Here is a 21,952-nt window from a genome sequence, read left to right as displayed (position 1 = left end):
TTAATAGCATCTTATTTTTCTCCAAAAATCTTAACATCATCTACCATAAAAGCACCGTTTAATGTCTTGTCTTTTCCAGATCCGACATATCTAAATGCGATATTAATATTTCCTGAATAAGAAGATAAATCGATGCCGCCAGAGCTTATAAATTGTCGTGAGGGTGTAGCGAGAGAGGGAACTTTTGCTTCTACTCTCGTCCATTTTGCCTTTGTAATACTAGAGCCGTCAAAATTGGTCGAAATGTAAACTTCTAATGTATTTAGAGGCGAATCAACTTTTAGATCATGCTGTGCGCTTCTAAAAGACAATACTGCATTTTTATAATCTGATAAATTTATTTTTGGAGAAACCAGCCACGCAATGTTCTCTGCTGCAGTTGTGCTGGTGGTATTAAACTCCGCATAACCATTTCCTGAATACACCATGCTCTTCCATATTTTTGACGCTTTTTCTACAATATTACTCCAGCCTGGAAGCACAAAATTGACATTGTTTTTTACCGACTGAAAATCTTCTGCAAAAAATGGAACGTTTCTTTTTCCGTTCATCACAATATCACTTTCAGAACGAACCATAAATTGATAATCCGATCCAAATTTTGTTAGAATCCCCCTTACTTTTCCACTTCCTTCTGGCACAAAATGATCTGCAAATTTAGCGTAAGCGCTGGTTCTAAAAATAATTTGATTTCCTGTTTTATCTCGTAAGTTCCAGTTTGTTGATCCTCCAACATTGTTCGATTCTTCAAAATAATGACGTCCTAACGCTGCTTCTGTAAATTCAACATCTTGCAATTCTATTAAAGTATTCAATTTCGAATCAGAAAGTGCCTCTTCGATCGAAAGAGATTCAACAAGTTTGTTTTCGTCAATTGTAGTACAAGAAGCATTTAAAACATTTCTAAAGTCGTTTTGCGAAATTCTGCCTATTGTGGGATCACCAGCATTACTCACATAGAGACTCCCAATTCGCAGACCTCCATAATATAAATCTGTAAACTGATTTTTAAGCTTTACATACACTTTATTTCCTACCCTGTAATCAATATAAGTGTTAGAAACGTCTATGGGAACACTAAAGCCAATTGCTGGAATATGGTCAGACGCGAGCGTTTGAAATGATATCGATTTGAAAAAATTTCCTCCTTCATCACTAGAAACAACATATGCCTCAATAATGTCATCGTATAAATATTGCTTTGCAGTAGTACCAGAAAGCTCATATATTTTATTGACCGTTTTGTTTACCATAAAATCAGGTTGTGTACAGGCTAATTTTGGAGATTCAGCTTCGGGATTACAACTACAAATTGTTATTGAGATAAAAAGTAAAATTAATTTTTTCATAAGAGAGAATTTTTTCAGTTTATAAACCAAGTGTAAGATTTAGAAAATAAGTTCGTCCGTAACCGTAATAATATTTAGAGCCAAAAGAAGGTGTTCCGCTGGAAACATCTTGATTCAGTGCCCTAAAATTGGCATTTCTTGCCTGCTCAAAACCACCCGACTTATAGATTAGATTTAATGCATTATTTACGCTCGCAAAGAGACCTATATATTTTTTACGAATACGCCATGATTTACCGCCATTAATATTAAGCAGCATGACAGGGTCAAATTTCTCTTGTTTTAACAATTCATTTCCACGTTCAAAAGTAGCTTCGGGAAACGGAAAACCATTTGCTGGATTGCTGTAAAACTGAGAAGTTCTCGAAATTGGCGAGACATCAATATAGCTCTCGGCCAAATAGTTAATATTGGCGCCGCACCACCAAAATTTAGGGTCACGATATTCTAATCCAAATGAATAGGCCTGCTGCGGTGTTCCAGATTGTTTGTAGTTTTTAAGATAAGCCGGTCCAAAATCAAAGGTTGTTTTAGCATCCTCTTTTACTCTATTGGCATCATTTGTAATCATTACGTTTGGATTACTTGCAATAACATAATTCCCTAAAGCAGCCGAAAATGTAGTTTTAAATGTCGATGAAATCTGATAATCCAAACCGAATTCTACTCCGGTATTTTTCTTGTCTAATTTTGTCAAAGTCTGACTCACAAAAGCATCTGTTGCATCGTAACCTGCTCCATTATCAAAAATCCCTTCAGCGTAGAAAAAAGATGTCTTTGAAGCGTTTTTGATTGCAGTATAATAGGCCGTTAAGCGTAGTTTTAGTTTGGGAGAACGATACACATAATTGGCCTCGGCACTGCTTACAGTTTCGCTTTCAATTCCGTCAACAACAGCATTATTCAAACGGGAATTAGAAAAAGTATTTCGAAGTGAAGGTGCTCTGGTAAGATGTGATCCGCTAAAAAACAACAGCTGTTTTCCCGAAATTTTATACATGAACCCGCCTTTGAAACCAAAGTTTTCAAAATTGACTTTCTCGCTTTTTCCTAAAGAAGTTTCGGGATAAAGTCCGTTTTGGTACAAACCTTCTCTTTGATAATTTGATGCGGCGTAAGACTGCGCCAAAAAGAATTCTGTCTTGTTGTATGTAAATTTAAACTGCGTAAAAACATCTATGGTATTGGCCAGAAAATTATAATTGTAACCGTATGTGTCGCCTTTTTTGACTTGTCTATTTGGGTTTTGCAGATCAGACTGCGAAAGATTTCCTTTGTAAAACGGATCAATATCTTCAAAATAGGCACCACCAAGCAGATCTAATAAATATTGAAAATTATGCGATCGTATATTTTTAAAAGTAAACCCTCCATCAAAAGAAATATTGGGAGTAATTTGTGTATTGAGGTTTGAATTTACAGCAAAAGTTCTGTCGTCTGTTCGGTCTTCATAAAGTACATAATGACTTTTTGAGGGTTCAAATCCATTTGTTCCCTGTTTTTGATTTGCAAAATACATTTGATTCCAGTCGATCTGCGAATTGGCCAAAAATGCCAATTTGTTTTTTGCTGCGTTATCATAGTCGGGAGTAAACTCACCCGAAAATTCGCCATTGTCTTTCGCGTAAAGCGAACTAAAATAGCTTGGCATTTTTCTATAATAAACCGGATCTGGACTGTCGGCATTTTGGTAGTCGATAGTACTGTTTCCTACTTTACCAAACTGATACATTACGCCCGAATTGAGTTTTGTCTGCTCATCAATTTTAAAATAATGATTGAGCATCAACAACGGTTCTTCGACATTTTTTACTCGGGCATTCCTCTTTTCTCCGTTCTGAAATCCCCAATACGGATTGTATTTTTCATCCTTTAACTGAACAACTTCATTTGTATTGGCCGCATTTTTACCACGTGAATTTGGCGTATAAAATCCCGTAAAATTTAAAGAATGCTTTGCATTTAATTTCTTTTCGACACTAAGAAAAAAAGAATCTGCATTAAAATTTGTGCCTTCAAAATAACCTTCGTCTGCCCAGCGTTTTCCTGCAGAAACAACATATGCCCAGCCTGACGCATTCATTCCAGAAGCATACGTGCCAATTGCACGCCACGAATAGGTGGTATTACTGCCAGAAAAAATCAATGAAGTCCCTTTACGATAGATAGAAGCCTGGGTAAAAATTTGCTGTGTTCCTAAAACACCTCCAAAAGTATAATTGGAAACAGCTGTACCAATCGAAAATTCCTGATTACGAAGTACATTATTCAAGCCTCCCCAATTGTTCCATTGCGGTCTGCCATCATAGATTTTGTTCATCGTCATTCCGTTGAGCATCATGGTTCCGTTTTCGCTGTCTAAACCGCGGACCCGAAATCGGGCTTGTCCCCAATTAAATGCCGATGCCTGCATAAAAGCATCTTTGGAAGATTGTAAAAGTCCAGAAGTGGTTTCTGAAGAACTATTGTCATCAGAAAAATCACTGTCTAATAAAGTTATTAGTGCTGCGGGAATTTCATCTGTAAAAGTGCTTTCTAGCTGCAGAATCCCGAGATAGATTTTTTTTCCAGGTTGAGACTCTATTTTTAAAAGCAGCTCTTTGTAACCTTGGCAATGCACCAATAATAATTGCGTTCCTGTTATGGAAGAGTGTAATTCGAATTTTCCGTTAAACTTTGTGAGCTGGGTGATATTGGAGTTCTGGATCGTTAGTACAACATTTTCCAGCGGATTTTCTGTTTTAGAATCTACTACAATTCCCGTAAAAATGGTTTCGTCTTGTGCGAAAGCAATTTGAAAAAACAAAACTATAAAAAGAACCAGGTAATTTTTTTCCATTAAAAAAACTTCAATTTTTTGAACAATAATTTTGAGGATGCATGATCCTTTATTCAAAAGATGAAATTTGTTTTGAGGAAAATTTTATATTTCAAAAATTAAACCTGAATCAAAAATAGTTATTTTTTATTAAAAGTAAATAATTACTTACTATTTTGTTTAATTGTTTTTAAAATTGATTAATTTCTATTGTTTTTTCAGAGTCTTAAACTGTTGTTCTTTATGCTTTAGGTCTAATTTTATAAACCATAAAAGCGATCAGAACACCAAATATTCCGATAAAGGCAAAAGAAAATTGAAGTCCAAAATTCTGTGCAATATGGCCAATTACAGGTGGCCCCATTAAGAAACCTAAGAAACTAACACTCGATACAATGGTTAAGGCTTCTCCCGCAGGTACGGTCGGGTTTTTTCCTGCAATGCTGTAAACGGTTGGCACTATAGTAGCCACACCCAAACCAACAAACATAAATGCTATGGTGCACGGAACGATATAAGGAAGAAAAACGGCTGTAAAAAGTCCGGCAGAAATCATGACACCGCTGATCTGCATAACACGTTCGCGCCCAAATTTATTGATTAATCCATCGCCCAAAAATCTGCCTCCGGCCATCATAATCATAAAAGAAGTATAACCTAACACGACTAACGGACCAGGGGCTTTTACTATATCTTTAAAATAAACACCGCTCCAGTCAAACATTACTCCTTCGCTCGCCATACTGCAAAAACCGATTACTCCAAGCCAGATTAAGGCCGTGTCGGGTTTTACAAATAATTTTTTACCTTCTTTTTTTGCCTTTACTTTTTCTTTGGCTCTTACCAAAAATTTAAAATTAAAAGCAACCATTAATAACACAATGCCGCCCACGATTAAAAAGTGATGCAGCGGACTCAAATCTAATGACAACATTCCCAGACCGACTAAAGCTCCTGTAAATCCAGCAAAACTCCACATTCCGTGAAATGCCGACATAATGGTTTTTCTAAACAGAACTTCGGTGTAAACTCCTTGTGTATTTACGGCGATATTGGCTAGATTTCCGAACAATCCAAACAAAAATAAACCGACTGATAACTGCATTGCTGTTGTTGCCAGACCAAGATTAATGAGGCATAAAACATACATTATTAAGGAGAAAATCAAGATGCGATGACTTCCAAATTTAGTAACCATTTTACCCGAAAAAGGCATAATAATTAATTGGCCTACTGGAAGTGCAAAAAGAATAGAACCAAGATCACCTTCGGTTAAATGCAGTGCCGTTTTAATATCCGGAATTCGGCTTGCCCAGGTTGCAAAACTTAAACCCATTCCAAAATAAAACATTCCAACGGCAAAACGAATTCGATTCAAGTAAGATGCTTTTGCTTCTCTAAATACTTTCTTGATTTTTCCTTTGGTTTGAAAAAGCGCTAACGGATTAAAATTTATCAGCATACTGAATTTTAGATTGGTGTAATTTTCAAAAATACTAAAAACACTTGTCAAAGTGCATCAAACCTAAGGTTATGCACAATATACAACGTTATTGTTTATAAATTCAATAGATATCAATTGAAATCTTCCTATTAAAATTACAACTTTTCGGGTTTAGTAGAATTATAATCTGCTTCATTTTTTAATTAAAACAAAAAAAAGGAGCAATCTCAATTTTCGAGAAAACCCCTTTTTATTTATATTTTGTTACATAAGAACATTTCATCGGTACTACAATTATATGGCATCGCTTTTTTACGTTCCGTAGGAACGTTTGATTTTTACATCATTTTTAATAACCTCACAAACGTTCTTACGCACTGTAAATGCGGCTGAATTTTTTTTCTACCGATGAAACATTCCTACGGAATGTATTTATATGCTAATTAATTTTTGCTGTGCATTACTTGCAATTGCAGCTTCTATTACCTGCATAACTTTTACGCCGTCTTCTGCGGTTACAGGTTCTTTTTTATCATTTGTAATTGCTTCGTAAACACCATCAAAGAAACTGAAATACTTCCCATGAAGTGTCGGCACTTTTTCTCGGATCACTTTACCATCAATTTCGGTATGCAAAAGTCCCTGCAGATTTTCATCTTCTGTTCCCCAAGCATCTAAATTTGGTTTTTTACCCACTTTTAAATCGTCTTCCTGAACATCACCTCGAGGTTTCAAAAACGAACCTTTTTTTCCGTGAATAGTATAGGCCGGATTAGCTTCTCTCACAAAAAAACCAGCTTTTAAGCGCACTCTAAAATTAGAATAAAACAACGTCAAATCGATCCAGTCATCTACCACAGAGTTTTCTCTCGTTACGCGGATATCTCCAAAAACAGCTTTCGGGCATCCAAACAAACTAACAGCCTGATCAATTATGTGCGGCCCCAGATCTTTCAGTACTCCAGCTCCATCGTTTGCTGTTTCTTTATGAGCTTTTGGGCTCAGAATTGGATTGTATCTGTCAAAATGAAATTCGGCTTCTACCAAATCTCCTAAAACTCCGTCATCAATGATTTTTTTAATGGTTTTAAAATCGCTGTCCCATCTTCTATTTTGAAAAACAGCCAATTTTAAACCTTTTTCTTTTGCAATAGCCGCTAGTTCTTTTGCTTCGGCAGCAGTTGTAGTAAATGCTTTTTCGACAATGGCATGTTTTCCTGCCAATAGTACTTTTTTAGCATATTCGTAATGTGTTCCGACTGGAGTATTTACAACTACCAAATCGACATCGTCTGCTAATAAATCGTCAAGCGAAGCATAACTTTTTACGTATGGATAATCTTCTTGAATGAGTTTTTTGCTGCGTTCCCAAGCCCCTAATAATTCAAAACCTTGATGAAGATCTAAAAACGGAGCGTGAAAAACTTTTCCCGACATTCCGTATGATAATAATGCTGTTTTAATTTTTTGCATTTGATTTGTTTTAGTTTATTCGCCACGAATTCACGAATTGGAAAAAATAATTCGTGAATTGGTGGCGGAAAAAAAATTTAAATTTTAGCTCGTTCGTATTGTTTTGGCCATTGAATTTCGCTGTCTAATTCTTTAGCAAAATCTAAAGGTAAATTCGGGTTTCTAAGAGATTCTCTGGCGAATAAAATCAAATCGGCCTGACCTTTATTTAGTATTTCTTCGGCTTGTTGAGCTTCGGTAATTAAACCAACAGCACCCGTTAAAATTGCCGCTTCTTGTTTTACTTTTTCGGCAAAAGGAACCTGATAACCTGGCCCTAATGTTATTTTTTGATGCGAAACCAATCCGCCTGAAGAAACATCGATTAAATCTACTCCTTTTTCTTTTAATATTTTTGAAAGCTGCGCCGATTCTTCTGGATTCCAGCCATTTTCTGCCCAGTCTGTTGCCGAAATCCTAACCAATAACGGAAGATCCGACGGCCACTCTTGCTGCACCGCGTCAACAATTTCTAGTGTAAAACGAATTCTGTTTTCAAAACTTCCTCCATACTCGTCTGTTCTGTCATTTGTTAAAGGCGATAAAAACTGATGCAGTAAATAACCGTGTGCGGCATGAATTTCCAGAACCTGATATCCCGCTTCTACTACTCTTCTTGTTGCTGCTTTAAAATCTGAAATCACTTTTTGAATTCCGTTTTTGTCCAAAGCTTGCGGAAGAAAAAGTTCGTTTTCGTGATACGGAATCGCACTTGGCGCAACAGTCTGCCAGCCGCCTTGAGCGAAATCTAACTTTTTATTGCCTTCCCAAGGTGCCGAAACACTGGCTTTTCGTCCCGCATGTGCAAGCTGAATTCCCGGAACAGAATTTTGCAATACAATAAATTGGTTGATTTGCTTTAGTTTTTCGATGTGTTCGTCTTTCCAGATTCCCAAATCAGAAGGCGAAATTCGGGCTTCTGGAGAAACCGCTGTGGCTTCCTGAATAATTAATCCTGCACCCCCGCTTGCACGGCTTCCTAAATGAACCAGATGCCAATCGTTTGCAAATCCGTCAATTGATGAATATTGACACATGGGCGAGATAACGATTCTATTTTTTAAAGTGATTTTTTTTATAGTTAATGGAGAAAATAATTGTGAAGACATATTTGTAACTTTTTATGATTTTAAACTACCAATTAAACAGGATAGCGTTTAAAAAGTAAAGTTAAGCAACAATCGAAAAAGGAGTAATCTTATTTTTATTAATTAACAAACATTTAAATCAAATTCTGCTTATTCCATAAATTATAGTATTCCGTTTTTTGCTCTAATAAATCAAAATGATTTCCTGACTCTACAATTGTTCCATTTTTCATAACCAATATATTGTCTGCATTTGCTATGGTACTCAATCGATGTGCAATCACAATTATTGTTTTTCCTTGACTTTTAAAATTATCAAGTACATCTTTTACTATTTTTTCTGAATTTGTATCCAAAGAAGATGTTGCTTCGTCTAGTAATAAAATCTCAGGATTTTTATATAATGCTCTGGCAATAGCAATACGCTGTTTTTGTCCTCCTGCTAGCATAGCTCCATTTTCACCAACTTGCGTTTCAAATCCATTTGGCAATTTTTCGACAAATTCTAAAATACCTAATTGCTTTGTTAGTTCTAAAATTTTTTGAATGTTGGGAAATGATTCTCCTAAAGCAATGTTTTCTATAATATTTCCAGAAAACAAATTAAGCTCCTGTGGAATAACACCAACAATTTCCCTCAAACTTTTATAATGAACAAACTTCATATCTAAATCACCTATGCAAATTTTACCTTCTTTTATTGGATAAAGATTTTGAAGAAGTGATATTAAAGTTGTCTTCCCGCTTCCGCTCTCTCCTACAATTGCTGTAGTTTGATTTTTCTTGAATACAGCATTAAAATTTTTAAATACTTCGATTCGTGATCCGTAACGGAAAGAAACATTTTCGAATTTTATATCTCCCACATTTCCTCTTTGCAGTTCAACTTTATTTTCTGTTTGTTCTCGTTCCAAGTCCATTATATCAAAAAGCCTGTCAGCCGCAATTAATGCATTCTGCGCAGTTTTGTTCATTCCTATTAAAGAGGCTACGGGCGATGTAAAATAACCAATCAAAGCATAAAAAGAAAATAATTCTCCTGGAGTAATAGATCTGTCAATCACGTAACCGGATCCAATCCACATTAAAATAACAGTAAATCCTGAAGCTAGAAATTGCGTAGAGGTACCTGCAAAAATTCCGTTTAAACCAGATTTATAAGTTGTAAACAAAAGTTTTACAAATTTATTTTCTGTTTTTAAATTCGAGAACTCTTCAATTCCAAACTCTTTTACCGTCCTGACATGTGTAATACTTTCTACTAATTGCGTCTGTAACTCAGCTGCATTCTCCATAATATTTCGTTCTACTTTCTTGTTGAATTTATTTAAAACAAAATATATCAAGCTGTAAAATGGAATCGCAAGTAAAATGACCAAAGCAAGTTTCCAATAATAACTAAACATTAAAGCAAATGAAAAAATTACAATAAAAATGTTGACAATCATTTCTATGGCAACTTCGTTTATAAAGGAGCGAATTTTTACTGCATCGTTTATTCTGGAGGTTATTTCACCTATTTGCATGGTATCAAAAAAACGCTGTGGCAAATGCAGTAAGTGTTTATAGTAGCCCAAAATTAATTTCGCATCAATTAGTTGCCCTGTTTTCATGACCAATATGCTTTTTTTTGAACCTATATAGGCCTGAAGCACTATAATAGCAATCATCGAGATACTCAATAAATTAAGCAGGTTTCTATTGCCATCGACCAAAACATAGTCTGTAATTTTTTGTATGTAAACAGACATTGACAATCCCAAAACAGTAAAAACTATGGCACCAATTAATGCCTGAACTAAAATGATTTTATGTGGCTGAATTAAATTCCAAAATCTTTTTATAGGAGAAGTTTTTTCGTTTAATGTTTTAAAATCATCATTCGGCGCAAAAAGAATTAGTACTCCTGACCATATTTTTTGAAAATCTTCAAAACTATATGTTTCCATTTTACCAAACCCCGGATCCATAACCGTGATTTTAGATTTATCCACCTTATAAACTACAACATAATGCTGCAATTGCTCTTTTGTAACAATATGTGCAATTGCAGGAAGCGGAATTTTATCTAAAGAATCTAAACCTCCTTTCACCCCTTTTGCCGTAAAGCCCATTTTCTCGGCAGCTTCAATTATTCCAAGAACATTGGTTCCTCGTTTATCAGTATTGGCATATTGCCGTATTCTGGCTATAGGCAGATTAACTTTGAAATGGTTTCCAATAGAAGCCAGACAAGCTGCGCCACAATCCTGAATATCATGTTGTTTTATTTTTATTGAAGCCATTTAATTTTAAGATGATAGTTGTTTTGGGTTTAACCAATTGTCTATTTTATCAAATAGTAAATCGAATAAGCTTCGGCGGGTAATTATACATCTCGTAGTTAATGTCATTCCTTTTGAAATACAGGTTTTGTAACCTGATTTTAGTTGTAAGTTCTGCGAATCTAAAGTACAGCGAATTTTAAAAAAAGCCTGATCGCCCTGTATTGTTATATTATGATCAATATCGATAACTTTTCCTTCTAGCAAACCCCATTGATTATAATTGAAAGCATCTAACTGAAATTTTACTTTTTGACCCTTCTTTATCAAACCAATATCATTTGGAGAAACATTATTTTCAACAATAAGATTATCTGCCGAAGAAATTGTAGCAATGGTTTGTGATGCATTAATAAATGAGCCTTTCTGAATTCCTGAAAAGTTTTCTATTGTGCCGGAAATTGGTGCTAAAACAACATAGTTATTTGATTCCACCTTAATTTTTGCAACAGTTCCGTTTAAATTTTTCAAACGCTCTTCCAAATCCCTTTTCTGATTTTCCCAAGTAGTTTTTTGCTGGCTTACAAAACTTTGTAATGTTTGTTTCGTTAAGCGCAATTCATATTCGAGTTTTTCAAAATCTGCCTTAGCAATAATATCTTTATCGTATAAAATCTTATTTCGATCATAATTTATTTTTGCTTGCTCAATTTTGCTGTAAAGTTCATTTTTTCCGGCTTGAAATTTAGAAAAATCTTCTCTTGCGGTCGAAGTTAACAAGTGGTCTGTTTTATTTTTTAAAAGATTTGTAATATCGTTTAAAAATGCCGCAACAGAAATAGATAAGGTGTCCTGAGTTCTTTTATCGCTTTCAAGATTCTCTTTGGAGATTTTTAAAAGTGTATCTCCTTTTTTCACAAAACTATTATTATTTAAAACTATCCAATTTATCCTGCCGCTTACAATTGTTGCAACAGGAACATTATCTGTTTTACTGCGAATTATTCCACGACTTTGGCTACTAATGTCGACTTTAATAATGGGTAGTAATACTAAGAAAATTATAATTGCAAAAAGAACAATAAAGTAGATTGAGAAACTTTTTGTTTTGTTTTTTGCTATTAAGTTTTCGAGAGTATTTATTGGATCTGAAGTGAAATTCATACTGCTTATTTTGAGACACTTATCAATAATCTATAAATCGTATAGACCGAATTATAATTGCCAATTTTTATTATGTTTTTCTCAACTAATGAGTCAAATAAAACAATGCCTTACCCAAAAAAAATCCCAAAAAATATAATATCAAAACAGAAATTAAAATAACATAAACCAGAGTCAGAAACTTTTTATCTTTTGTTCCTAAGAAAATTGTGTGAAATAAACTATTTTTCATTTTAAATACTTTTAGTTTATAATAATAAATCCAACTTTGCTTTTGTGATCCAGTAGTTTGTGATTCAAGCCAGCTTTAAATATCAAATAAGAATAAATAAAATCACCAACAGCTCCCAAAGTCATAGAAAAGCCAATAAATAAAAAAGTCAGATTCTCATATAGAAATCCATAAATTGAGGGAAAAAATCCAAGAATTAAAAAAGGAGCAAGCGACACCACTAACATTTTTTTAGATGTCAATGGTTCTTTACAATTAGCAAATGGCATTAAATACTTTTTGAGAAAACCAAACCTAACAGCTTTCCATCCTCTTTTTGAAAATAAAGCCATAAAAAAGCCATGTATAAATTCATGAACAATTATACCAATGCAAACAAGTAGATTGGGCATTAATAAAATTAAAAACGTATTAGCTGTTTTGTTATCAAAAACTTGCAATGAAGCTTTTATATCTTTCAAATTTTGTGTAAAAAATTCGTTCCATCTAAAATGCAGCATTAATAGAAAAAACAAGACAATAGGAACACTTATTATTATTCCTAAAAACTGTACTTTTTTAGAATCAATAGATATTTCTTTCATTTTCTTTTATACTTTTCAATTTCTAATAATTCTTGTGAAATTTCAATTTTTTCAATAGACATTAACTCTGTCTCAACAATTTGCTTCACATAATTAAAATCTATTTCAGTCTTATTATAAGCCAAAATTTCATTCTTAGCCAATGAAAAGACTTCCATTAATTGATTCCTCATGTTAAAATTAAAATAATCACTATAAGCTGTATGCTTAAAATCAGCACTACAAATTGTTTTTATATTGCAATTAAAGGTATCGTCATGATTAAAAATTTTATAGGAATAGGATTCAAATTCAAAAATGTTTTTTAAAATTCGCCTTTTCGATATTTATCATAAAAATAAAAAAGACAACTCCTAAGCTTCCAAAAACACCTGACAAAAATGAACATATATGATTCTCAGAATATTTTCTTAAGATTATGATGATAGTGAAATACACTAAAGCTGCTAATGATAGATAGATTTTTTTCATAATTTTAATTCAAACTTTATTATAACTAATTCAGAAGAGAATACTTAAAATATTCTCTTCTGAAAATTTAAACAACTGTCGCTAAAAAGGCAACAATTCCAAGGCCGCATACAACACCTTCAAAAAAATCTTTGAAGTGAGATCCTCCTTCTATTAAACTTAATTCAGCTTCGGTCAATTCTACTAATTCAAAATTTTCTAGTTTCATAATTTCTGTTTTTTAGTTAATCTTGCATCATAACGTATGCGAACGCGATTCCTGCTGCCCATGGAAAGGCAACAGCACCTACTCCTGCCCAAAAACAACCTTCATGCCCTCCAATAGTTTCCTGCACTTCCTGAGCATTTAGCTCTACCAAATTCAAACTTTCTAAGTTCATTACTTCTAATTCCATAATGTTAAATTTTAAATGTTAATTAATAATTTCAACAAAATCATTTTCTCGAGAACTTTTTTGTTATGGCAAACTTATCAGAGTTCCGTCTAATAAAATTGGACGGAAGTTAAAACCTCCAAAAATTTCTCTAGATTCATCATTTTTTATTGTCTTTAGCGAAAAAATTAATATTAACTCAAAAGGAGTTTCATAATAAAAGGTCTCTCGTTTTTTGCAGTACTTTAGTGGAGCATCAAACTCTTTTATTACTTCCAACTCATTATACAATTGGCTTCTGCTCAAACTAAGTTTCTTAGCAAACAACAAAGGTGTTCCTGTCTTTTCTCCACAAATTAATTTATGAATCATTTTAATTCTTTCAATTTGCTTAATAAAATTCATAATTATGTTAATTTTATAATTAATACTTACTTATTTAAGAGATTAAAAAAACACCCCCTAAAACCCTCAAAAAACTCGAAGATCAAAAAAATGAAGTTAGACATCTCTTTTAAAAACAAGCGCCCAGCATAAGTCTAAATTGTATTAACATAAGACACTTCTAACATGGCAAGAAATTTGAAGACTATACAGAATAAGAAGTAAAAGCGACCGTTATTTTAATTTAATTATTAACAAACATTTAAAACCTTAAATACTATCTTGCGACTTATATTAAAATAGAAAACGCTACTTTTGTGCGTTAAATACGAACTAAAAATTTAAAATGGATATAGTTATCAAACTCTCTCAATTTCTATTGAGTTTATCTTTACTTATTATTCTTCATGAATTAGGGCATTTTATCCCTGCAAAATTGTTTAAAACCAGAGTCGAAAAATTTTACTTGTTTTTTGATGTTAAATATTCCCTTTTTAAAAAGAAAATTGGCGAAACAGAATACGGTATCGGATGGCTTCCGCTGGGAGGTTATGTGAAAATTTCTGGAATGATTGACGAAAGTATGGACAAAGAGCAGATGGCTCAGGATCCACAGCCTTGGGAATTCCGTACGAAACCAGCTTGGCAGCGTTTGATTATTATGCTTGGCGGGGTTACCGTAAACTTTATATTGGCATTTATTATTTATATCGGAATGGCGTTTGCTTACGGTGATACGTATATCGCAAATTCTGATTTGAAAGATGGTGTAGCGATTGATAATCCTGCTATGATTAAAGCAGGCTTTAAAACGGGTGATAAAATCATTTCTATTGACAACAAAAAGGTAGAAAATTTTGACAGCGACATGAACATGAACGTGATCATGGCTAAAGAAGTTTTGATAGAAAGAAACGGACAACAGCAAACAATCAAAATGCCTAAAGATTTTGTAGATCAATTGTCTAAAACAGAAAAAGGACTACTTATTGGTATTCGTTACCCTTATGCAATCGGAAAAGTTACTGAGGATTCTCCGAATCAAAATTTAAAACCAAAAGATTTGATTCTTTCTCTTAACGGACAAAAGATTAAATATTTTGACGAAGCTAAAGCAATCTTAGAAGTCAATAAAGAAAAAACAATACCTGCTGTTGTTCTACGTGATTTAAAAGAAACTCCTATTACTTTAAAAGTTAGTAAAGATGCTAAACTTGGTGTCGCTTTGGGGAGTTTAGACATGAAATCTTTAGAGAAACTAGGCTACTATAAAATAAGTACAAAAGAATATGGTTTCTTTGAATCTATTCCGGTTGGACTTGAAAAAGGAAAAGATCAGTTAATAGGTTATGGAAAACAATTAAAAATGATTTTTAATCCAGAAACCAAAGCTTATAAACAAGTGGGTGGTTTTGCGGCGATTTACAACATTTTTCCAAGTTCTTGGAGCTGGGAAGTTTTCTGGAATATCACAGCTTTATTGTCAATTATGCTTGGAGTAATGAATTTATTGCCAATTCCGGCTCTTGACGGAGGTCATGTGATGTTTTTATTGTATGAAATCATCAGCGGTAAAAAACCTAGTGATAAATTCCTAGAGAACGCACAAATGGTTGGTTTTGTATTACTTATTACACTATTACTATTCGCCAACGGAAACGATATCTACAAGGCAATTATGAAGTAGAAAAAAAAATTAATAAAAAGAGTTAAAATATTTTTGAGAAACTAAAAATTCGATTATATTTGCACTCGCTAAAAAGAACAGCAACTTCCTCCTTAGCTCAGTTGGTTAGAGCATCTGACTGTTAATCAGAGGGTCCTTGGTTCGAGCCCAAGAGGGGGAGCAACTTTTTAGCAAACATATTTACCTTTAAGGTGATTCCTCCTTAGCTCAGTTGGTTAGAGCATCTGACTGTTAATCAGAGGGTCCTTGGTTCGAGCCCAAGAGGGGGAGCTTATTAAATACCACTTACGATTTGTAAGTGGTATTTTTTTTATGTAAATCCATGAGCCATATTGTATATATTTTACATTCTAAAAAACTCAATCGTTATTATATTGGGTATACAAGCAATTTCGATTTAAGATTAGAGTTTCACAAAAACGCACCTCCTAATAAATATACTGCAAATGCAAATGACTGGACTTTGTTTTTAAATTTTACATGCACTAATAAAATTCAAGCACTTTCAATAGAGGCACACATAAAAAAAATGAAAAGTAAAAAGTATATAGAAAATTTGGCTGAATATCCTGAAATAATTGACAAACTTCTATTAAGATACAAATCTGACTATTAATCAGAGCCCCGAAAGCTTTCGGGGTTGGTTCGAGCCCAAGAGGGGGAGCTTAAAAAAAGACGATCATTTGATCGTCTTTTTTTGTTTATATTGTTTTTGTCTATCAAACATAGCCCCATACATTACTTACCAACGGTTAAAACCGTCGGCTATGTTTGATCATAGAATCGAAGATTTGCAAATCCTTTGCTCCTTTATCACTTTGCCCCTTTGTCACTTCCCAAAAAAAAGTCCTCACTTCATCGTCAACGTTTCGCTTTTAAACCTTTTCATCAAAATATCGGCCTTTTCGGTTTCGTTTATGGCTTTTAAAGATTGCGCATAACGATAGTAGTAGATTACATCGAGATCTTTCACTAAATCGAATAATTGAGAGTAATATGCAACCGCTGCAGTAAGATTTCCTTCAAAGTACAATCGGTCGGCTACTTTTCTGAGCATTTCGGGCGATTTATAGCCTTTTTCAAGCACTTTCGCATAAGTTCCTACCACATCAACGTTTATGTATTTTGGTGTTTCGGCGGGGGTTAAAACGTCGACTTTTACAGCTTCTACAGGAGCCGATAAAACTTCGGCAGGAGCTTGGGTATGCATGGTAACCTCAACCGCTTTTGTTTTTCGTTTTACGTAACGCGGAATCACGGTTCGGGTATTATTGGGTCCCAAATCGTTGGTGTATACCATATCTAATTTGGTCACTTCGTAGGTTGTAATTCTACCTCCAAAAAGCTTGTTGATTCTTTCTTCTACATAATAGGATTTTATTACGTAATCGTCGTTAGAAAGATTGTCTGTTAACAAGATCGTGTTTGCAGATCCTGTTTCGACAGCGGCTTTTTCGGTTTGCTGTGCAAAACAGCTGAGAGAAAAAACGAATGCCATAGTGCCAAAAAATGCTTCATACTTTTTCATAGTAACGGCTATTAGATTAATGCCTCAGTAAAAAACCTATATAAAGTTACTAATTCTAATATCCCGATTTTTAGAAACGCTGCAAAAAACACTTAAAACCGTTTAACTACACCATTCTTTATCAATGACTTAAAACAAAATTAGAGCTGTTTTGTATTTCTTCGTCTGAAAATGGTTCTAGCGCTTTGACGAGCATTCTGCTGGTTTTGATACAACTCAGCATTTTGGTTCGCAATTGGAGATCGTTGCCCATTTCGGTTTCGAGGATATATTCGAAAATTTCTGTTAAGTATTCAGGATGATTTCTAAATTCTCCCTGGAAACAAATCTCTGATGCAAATCTCAAAAGAGACGCTGTTAGTTTTTCTGTTGTTTCTGTTGCTGGGTTTTCTGTTTTCATGGCGTTTCGATTTATAATTTTGGTTTAAAATAATTTGTGAGAAAATTTGTATTTTTGACTCGTGCCGAAATTAAACCATAAATCGTTTTTTTGCAGAAACTCAAAAACCGTATAACACGGATTATTTTATGTTTTTTACGGCGTATTTAATGTTAAGAATTTTAAATATCTTTGAAGTATGACTACAACAGCAAAACCAAAACATATAGGCCGAAACATCAGCCGAATTAGAGAGCTTAGAGATATGAAACAAGAAGCACTTGCGCAGGCTATGGGAACAAACCAGCAGGCAGTTTCTGTATTAGAAAACAGCGAAACTATTGATGATGAAAAGTTAATTGCGGTTGCAAAAGCTCTTGGCGTTACAGTAGAAGCAATTAAAAGTTTTTCTGAGGAAGGTGTCATCAATTATTTCAACACATTTAATGATACTGACTTCAGTAATAGTCAAGGTGCTTTTAGTCAAAATCATCAATGCACTTTCAATCCTCTAGATAAAGTTGTGGAACTTTATGAGCGTTTGGTTTTGGCTGAGAAAGAGAAGGTGGAGTATTTGGAGAGGTTGTTGAAAGGGAAGTAAATTCTTTTGAAATCACAAACATAAAAGACATTTAAAATTCAGTTGGATCATCTCTATAATTCACTTAAATTGAATTTATTAAATAAAAGTCATAACTTTGCAATAATTATTTTCTTACACCCAAAATATGCATTTTAAAAACGACATAGAAAAAATTGGGAATACTATCATTTTTTTAGCAGACAGAATTGAAGATCTATCGAAAACTAAACTTTTAAAAATTCTTTACCTACTCGACGAGTTTTCTATAAAAGAATTTGGACTGCCTTTTTTAAATCTCAAATATGAAGTTTGGCAATTAGGTCCTGTATCACAAGAAGTTTTTGTTGACTTATCTGATGATCCTATTGTTTTTAAAGATTATATCGAAGTAAAAAGCATTGACAATAAAAGATATATCAAATCGAAAAAAGAATTTAATGATGATGAATTCTCCGATAACGAATTAAATCTTTTAGAAAAATTGACTGAAGCGGTAAAAAATGAACCTGCTTATGTTTTAGTTAATTTTACACACAAAAAAGATTCATTGTGGTATAATACAGCTTCTCGTCATAATCTTTTAGAAAAATTTGAACTAGGAATAAGAAATAGTTCTAATGTAGAATTAAACTTTGAAGAGATTCTTCAAAATGATCCTTTAAAGCTTTCTATTTACAATCATCATAAAAAACTTGAATCAAGTTTAAACGGATTCAGAGTTAATTAATCATGACAGATGGAACTTTATTACATATTCCAAATTATGTTTTTGAAAATGGCGATTCTAAAAACAAATTCTTTTTACTGCTAAAAGAAGTAAATGGCACACAACTAATTGTTTCTTTACCATCAAGCATTGAGTATTTTCCTGAAGGAACAGAAATTAACCATGGCTGTATTGATTTAGTCAACGCTCAGCAAACAACTTATTGTTTCAAGGCAGACTTCATTTTGGATTCGATAACTGGTTTTTCATTTCCAAAAAATACTTATCTACATGGATGCTGGTTAAAAGAAATTGATAAAACATTATTCTTTCAAACTTATCCTATTCTGGATTTTCATTACGAAATTAAAGGTGTACTAGATAAAAACGAACTTAATTCTGTTATCGAATGCTTTAAAAATTCTCCTTCAGTTAAAAGACGAATAAAAAAAATATTATAATAACAAAAAAGCGCCGCAATCTACATTGCGGCGCTTTTCTATTTTATTAAAACTTTACGAGTAATTAAACCCCTAATTTCTTAGCGATTTCAGCAGGAATTCCGCCTTTGTTTACTAGAAGAGCTGTTGTTTTGTATTTTACGAAATTCTTAGTTACAAATAAGAAACCTTTGTAGTCGTTGGTTTCTCCCCAAGAATTTTTTACGATGTAATATTCTTTACCCGTTTGGTCTTTTGCAAGACCGATAATGTGCATTCCGTGGTCGTCTGTTGTAGCGTAGTTATCAAACGCAGCCTGACGCATTTCTGGAGTAATTTCTGGCTCCGCTTTTGGTCCGTTAAACATGTCTGCTTTTTCTTCAGTTGTCATGTCTTCGAATTTCTTTTGAGATACATAAGCCACTCCGTTTTTCCAGCTGAAAGATTTCTCGCTCACGTCTGTTGCCCAAGCTACAGTATATCCTTTTTTCAATGCATTGTCGATAACATCTGTCATATCGTTTACTTTTACATTGTAAACCTGATCTAATGACCAGTTGTCTGGCACCATCATCGTAGTTTTTTGGTAGTACGGAGAAGTTGTAAACGAAGACAATTCTACATACTCGTCTGGGTTAATCCCTACTACTTCTTTTGCAAAAGACTGTGGTGTATAGTTTTTTCCTTTGTAGGTAAAGTTATCCGGCGCTTTTCCTAAATAAGAATCGATTACGGCTGCGTACGCTTTTTTCCAGTTTGGTGTCAATTCTCCGTTCGGGTTTTTTACTACTGCTGCCAGAACGCCTTCGATTAAAGCTGCCATTTCGGCAAATTTATTTTTATCGGTTCCGTAGTTCAATCCTGTGTAAACTTCTCTTGGTACAGTTCCGTATTTTTTGTACATATTAATTACGTCGTGCAAAGCGCCTCCGTCTCCAAGTGTAATCGCTCCATGCATGCGTACGTAGTTTTCTCCTTTGTCAACATATACATTTCGTGCAGAATAAATTTGTGATAATTCTACGGGCTGTTTTCCTAAACGAATCATTTCTGATTCTAAGAATGAGTTGGTAGAATAACTCCAGCAAGTTCCAGAAGATCCCTGAGTTTTTACAGAGGTTGTTCCTAAGTTGATTACTTCTGTAAATTTAAAATTCTCTTTACTCTTGTCGCTCGCATTTAATTTTAGTGAATTTACTAATACGTCCTGCGCAAAACAGCCTGCCGTTCCAGCCAAAAATACTGAAGCTGCAAACATTGATTTGAATGAAAATGTATTCATAGTATATGTTTAAGTTTGATAAATTAGTCTTTCGTGTTTCTAATTTGTTACAAAACAATTAAATTTTATGTAATTTGTTGCTATTATGCGGTTAATTTTTTCACAATCTTTTTATTAAGGTGTATAATAGTACAAATTATGCAAAAGTGAAATGTCTTTTTTCTAATTAAAATGAAACTCTTTTGTAGTTGCGGGTTTAGTAGTATTTTGGTATCTGAAAATTGAAGCAAAAACTGAAATGTACGAACTGGAAAAAGAGAAATATTTAGGTAATACCAAAAATATATTCAATAATAAGCAAGGAATTGCTGTTGTTGAGACAGAGTACCAGAGTAAGGTTTTTGAAGGATGGCATTCTCATGCCAATGCTCATATTGCAAAAGACAGAATAAAATCATTAAACCGTATTGGTCAAAATAGTAAAAACAAAAACCCCGACAGCTTAAACTGCCGGGGTTTAGATAAAAAACTAAATTGTATCATCTAAGCCAGTTACTGCCAAATACGATATAATACGCCCAGTCTTCTGGACCTCTTGCAACGTCTACGCCCATTCTGAGTTTGAATTTTCGCGCCAGCAGATATCTAAAACCTGTTCCGTAGCTGTAAACAACTGGTTTTGCAAATGCCTGATCCCAATCGTTAAAAGCGCTTGCCAAACCGCCATATCCCATAATACTCCAGCGTCTGTAAAAATCCCAGCGCAATTCGCCTTCGGTTACAATACTGGTATTTCCCATATATCTTGCGGCTGGAATTCCTCTTAAATTAATTCCTGGTTTTAGATAAAAAGGCGGACTTCCTAATGCTTGTTCTCCTTCGATTCTTAATCCTCCAATTAATTTTTTGCTTATAGGATAATAACCAATCGCCGACAAATTGATCCGCCAGGCACTATAATCACTTCCTAATACTTTATCAGACCAAAAAAAGTCAGACTGAATCCTGATTCCTCGATCGGGTGTAAAAATATTGTCCCGGTTATCAAACTGAAGTGCTCCTCCAAACTGGCTTACGGTGCTCTTAATATCTTTAGGATCTACAAAAGGAGGCGGCAGATTAAAATCGGGCAGGTTTATTTTAGAATTTAAGAACAGATACTGCACTCCCGCGCTCCACTTTGCGTTATTGAATTGTTTGAGCCATTGGGTATAGAAAATAGTAGATCTAAAATTGAGTTTAAATTCTTCATCGGCCAGATTCGGTCTGTTGTTGGCGTAAAACGATAAATTGACATCGCCGTAGCCCGCCATTACACGATATAGAATTCTGGGTTTTATAAGTGTTGCCGAACGAAAAGCTCCTGTCATCCAGCTTTTGTTTTCGGTATACATTCCGAGTGCGCCTGTTATATCTGGGTTTATAAAGCGCTTTTTGCCGTTTTCATCTATTACTGGTGCGTGTTTTTTTAAGAAAATCGGGACGATTGCCCCTCCAAATCCGCCAAGTGCCGGCTCTGTAATAATGGTGGGAACAACAATAAATCCGTGGGCATAAATGAGATAATCGCTTAAATCAAATGCGCCGTCTAGAGAGTCTTTGACGCTTATATGATACTTTTTTTGTGCGTTTGCGGTAGTAAACGACAAGAAGAGCCAAAAGCAGAAGAGGACGATTATTGGTGATGGTTTTACGTTTTTCATATAAAGATCTTAATCGTTTG

At 34.0% G+C, this 21,952-nt stretch carries 22 protein-coding genes and 2 tRNA genes; 8 read left to right on the top strand and 16 right to left on the bottom strand.

The window, feature by feature from the left end:
• Positions 1-11: 11 nt before the first annotated feature.
• The 12 genes from C4F50_RS08550 to C4F50_RS08495 form a co-directional block, all read right to left on the bottom strand.
• On the bottom strand, positions 12-1,349 hold the full coding sequence (locus C4F50_RS08550; protein WP_193846027.1) for a DUF5689 domain-containing protein: 1,338 nt from the start codon (positions 1,347-1,349) through the stop codon (positions 12-14).
• A 19-nt stretch (positions 1,350-1,368) separates the two neighbouring features.
• A complete protein-coding gene (locus C4F50_RS08545) occupies positions 1,369-4,188 on the bottom strand; it encodes a carboxypeptidase-like regulatory domain-containing protein (protein WP_193846026.1) in 2,820 nt (939 codons plus the stop codon).
• 220 nt (positions 4,189-4,408) lie between these two features.
• Complete coding sequence (locus tag C4F50_RS08540) at positions 4,409-5,629, bottom strand: MFS transporter (RefSeq protein WP_193846025.1); 1,221 nt, start codon at positions 5,627-5,629, stop codon at positions 4,409-4,411.
• 414 nt (positions 5,630-6,043) lie between these two features.
• Positions 6,044-7,084, bottom strand: coding sequence for a Gfo/Idh/MocA family oxidoreductase (locus C4F50_RS08535; RefSeq protein ID WP_193846024.1), 1,041 nt, complete (start codon positions 7,082-7,084; stop codon positions 6,044-6,046).
• Positions 7,085-7,161: 77 nt separating this feature from the next.
• Positions 7,162-8,232 carry an NADH:flavin oxidoreductase/NADH oxidase gene (locus C4F50_RS08530; RefSeq protein ID WP_193846023.1) on the bottom strand — a complete coding sequence of 357 codons (1,071 nt, stop codon included), beginning with the start codon at positions 8,230-8,232 and terminating at the stop codon, positions 7,162-7,164.
• Positions 8,233-8,345: 113 nt separating this feature from the next.
• Positions 8,346-10,496 (bottom strand): peptidase domain-containing ABC transporter, encoded by a 2,151-nt coding sequence (locus tag C4F50_RS08525; protein ID WP_193846022.1) that lies wholly within the window; start codon positions 10,494-10,496, stop codon positions 8,346-8,348.
• A gap of 6 nt (positions 10,497-10,502) precedes the next feature.
• On the bottom strand, positions 10,503-11,639 hold the full coding sequence (locus C4F50_RS08520; protein WP_193846021.1) for an HlyD family secretion protein: 1,137 nt from the start codon (positions 11,637-11,639) through the stop codon (positions 10,503-10,505).
• 243 nt (positions 11,640-11,882) lie between these two features.
• Positions 11,883-12,455 (bottom strand): DUF3267 domain-containing protein, encoded by a 573-nt coding sequence (locus C4F50_RS08515; protein ID WP_193846020.1) that lies wholly within the window; start codon positions 12,453-12,455, stop codon positions 11,883-11,885.
• Positions 12,452-12,628 (bottom strand): hypothetical protein, encoded by a 177-nt coding sequence (locus C4F50_RS08510; RefSeq protein ID WP_193846019.1) that lies wholly within the window; start codon positions 12,626-12,628, stop codon positions 12,452-12,454. Before C4F50_RS08510 ends, C4F50_RS08515 begins: the two co-directional genes overlap by 4 nt.
• A 365-nt stretch (positions 12,629-12,993) precedes the next feature.
• Positions 12,994-13,134: a hypothetical protein gene (locus tag C4F50_RS08505; RefSeq protein WP_193846018.1), complete on the bottom strand. Its 141-nt coding sequence runs from the start codon at positions 13,132-13,134 to the stop codon at positions 12,994-12,996.
• A gap of 16 nt (positions 13,135-13,150) precedes the next feature.
• Entirely contained in the window at positions 13,151-13,321 is a 171-nt protein-coding gene (locus C4F50_RS08500) for a hypothetical protein (RefSeq protein WP_193846017.1), read from the bottom strand.
• A gap of 63 nt (positions 13,322-13,384) precedes the next feature.
• The gene (locus C4F50_RS08495) at positions 13,385-13,705 is read right to left on the bottom strand and encodes a hypothetical protein (RefSeq protein WP_193846016.1); all 321 of its coding nucleotides are present in this window, start codon (positions 13,703-13,705) and stop codon (positions 13,385-13,387) included.
• Between the two features lie 325 nt (positions 13,706-14,030).
• Between C4F50_RS08495 and rseP the strand changes: the two genes are divergently transcribed.
• The 4 genes from rseP (at position 14,031) to C4F50_RS08475 (ending at position 15,987) form a co-directional block, all read left to right on the top strand.
• Positions 14,031-15,371: an RIP metalloprotease RseP gene (gene rseP, locus C4F50_RS08490; RefSeq protein WP_193846015.1), complete on the top strand. Its 1,341-nt coding sequence runs from the start codon at positions 14,031-14,033 to the stop codon at positions 15,369-15,371.
• 86 nt (positions 15,372-15,457) lie between these two features.
• Positions 15,458-15,531: transfer RNA gene (locus C4F50_RS08485), tRNA-Asn, on the top strand.
• Positions 15,532-15,567: 36 nt separating this feature from the next.
• A tRNA-Asn gene (locus C4F50_RS08480) sits at positions 15,568-15,641 on the top strand.
• 52 nt (positions 15,642-15,693) lie between these two features.
• Entirely contained in the window at positions 15,694-15,987 is a 294-nt protein-coding gene (locus tag C4F50_RS08475; RefSeq protein WP_193846014.1) for a GIY-YIG nuclease family protein, read from the top strand.
• A 234-nt stretch (positions 15,988-16,221) separates the two neighbouring features.
• On the opposite strand, the gene C4F50_RS08470 is transcribed toward C4F50_RS08475, so the two are convergent.
• Both C4F50_RS08470 and C4F50_RS08465 read right to left on the bottom strand, forming a co-directional pair.
• Positions 16,222-16,899: a hypothetical protein gene (locus tag C4F50_RS08470; protein WP_193846013.1), complete on the bottom strand. Its 678-nt coding sequence runs from the start codon at positions 16,897-16,899 to the stop codon at positions 16,222-16,224.
• Between the two features lie 121 nt (positions 16,900-17,020).
• Positions 17,021-17,299, bottom strand: coding sequence for a hypothetical protein (locus C4F50_RS08465; RefSeq protein WP_193846012.1), 279 nt, complete (start codon positions 17,297-17,299; stop codon positions 17,021-17,023).
• Between the two features lie 178 nt (positions 17,300-17,477).
• Here C4F50_RS08465 and C4F50_RS08460 point away from each other — a divergent pair, with 178 nt between their 5' ends.
• The 3 genes from C4F50_RS08460 (at position 17,478) to C4F50_RS08450 (ending at position 19,028) form a co-directional block, all read left to right on the top strand.
• Positions 17,478-17,879: a helix-turn-helix domain-containing protein gene (locus C4F50_RS08460; protein WP_193846011.1), complete on the top strand. Its 402-nt coding sequence runs from the start codon at positions 17,478-17,480 to the stop codon at positions 17,877-17,879.
• A 127-nt stretch (positions 17,880-18,006) separates the two neighbouring features.
• On the top strand, positions 18,007-18,588 hold the full coding sequence (locus tag C4F50_RS08455) for a Panacea domain-containing protein (RefSeq protein ID WP_193846010.1): 582 nt from the start codon (positions 18,007-18,009) through the stop codon (positions 18,586-18,588).
• A gap of 2 nt (positions 18,589-18,590) precedes the next feature.
• Entirely contained in the window at positions 18,591-19,028 is a 438-nt protein-coding gene (locus C4F50_RS08450; protein ID WP_193846009.1) for a hypothetical protein, read from the top strand.
• A gap of 64 nt (positions 19,029-19,092) precedes the next feature.
• Here C4F50_RS08450 and C4F50_RS08445 read toward each other — a convergent pair whose 3' ends face one another.
• Entirely contained in the window at positions 19,093-20,289 is a 1,197-nt protein-coding gene (locus C4F50_RS08445; RefSeq protein WP_193846008.1) for a C1 family peptidase, read from the bottom strand.
• A gap of 238 nt (positions 20,290-20,527) precedes the next feature.
• On the opposite strand from C4F50_RS08445, the gene C4F50_RS08440 reads away from it, so the two are divergent.
• Positions 20,528-20,776 carry a hypothetical protein gene (locus C4F50_RS08440; protein ID WP_193846007.1) on the top strand — a complete coding sequence of 83 codons (249 nt, stop codon included), beginning with the start codon at positions 20,528-20,530 and terminating at the stop codon, positions 20,774-20,776.
• On the opposite strand, the gene C4F50_RS08435 is transcribed toward C4F50_RS08440, so the two are convergent.
• Positions 20,769-21,932: a BamA/TamA family outer membrane protein gene (locus C4F50_RS08435; protein ID WP_193846006.1), complete on the bottom strand. Its 1,164-nt coding sequence runs from the start codon at positions 21,930-21,932 to the stop codon at positions 20,769-20,771. The two genes, C4F50_RS08440 and C4F50_RS08435, sit on opposite strands and share 8 nt — an antisense overlap.
• Positions 21,933-21,952: the final 20 nt, after the last annotated feature.

Origin of the sequence: Flavobacterium hungaricum (assembly GCF_015182285.1) — a bacterium.
GTDB classification, from domain to species: Bacteria; Bacteroidota; Bacteroidia; order Flavobacteriales; family Flavobacteriaceae; genus Flavobacterium; species Flavobacterium hungaricum.
The sequence above is the reverse complement of the archived record's forward strand: the minus strand, read 5'-3'. Positions and strand labels throughout refer to the sequence as shown.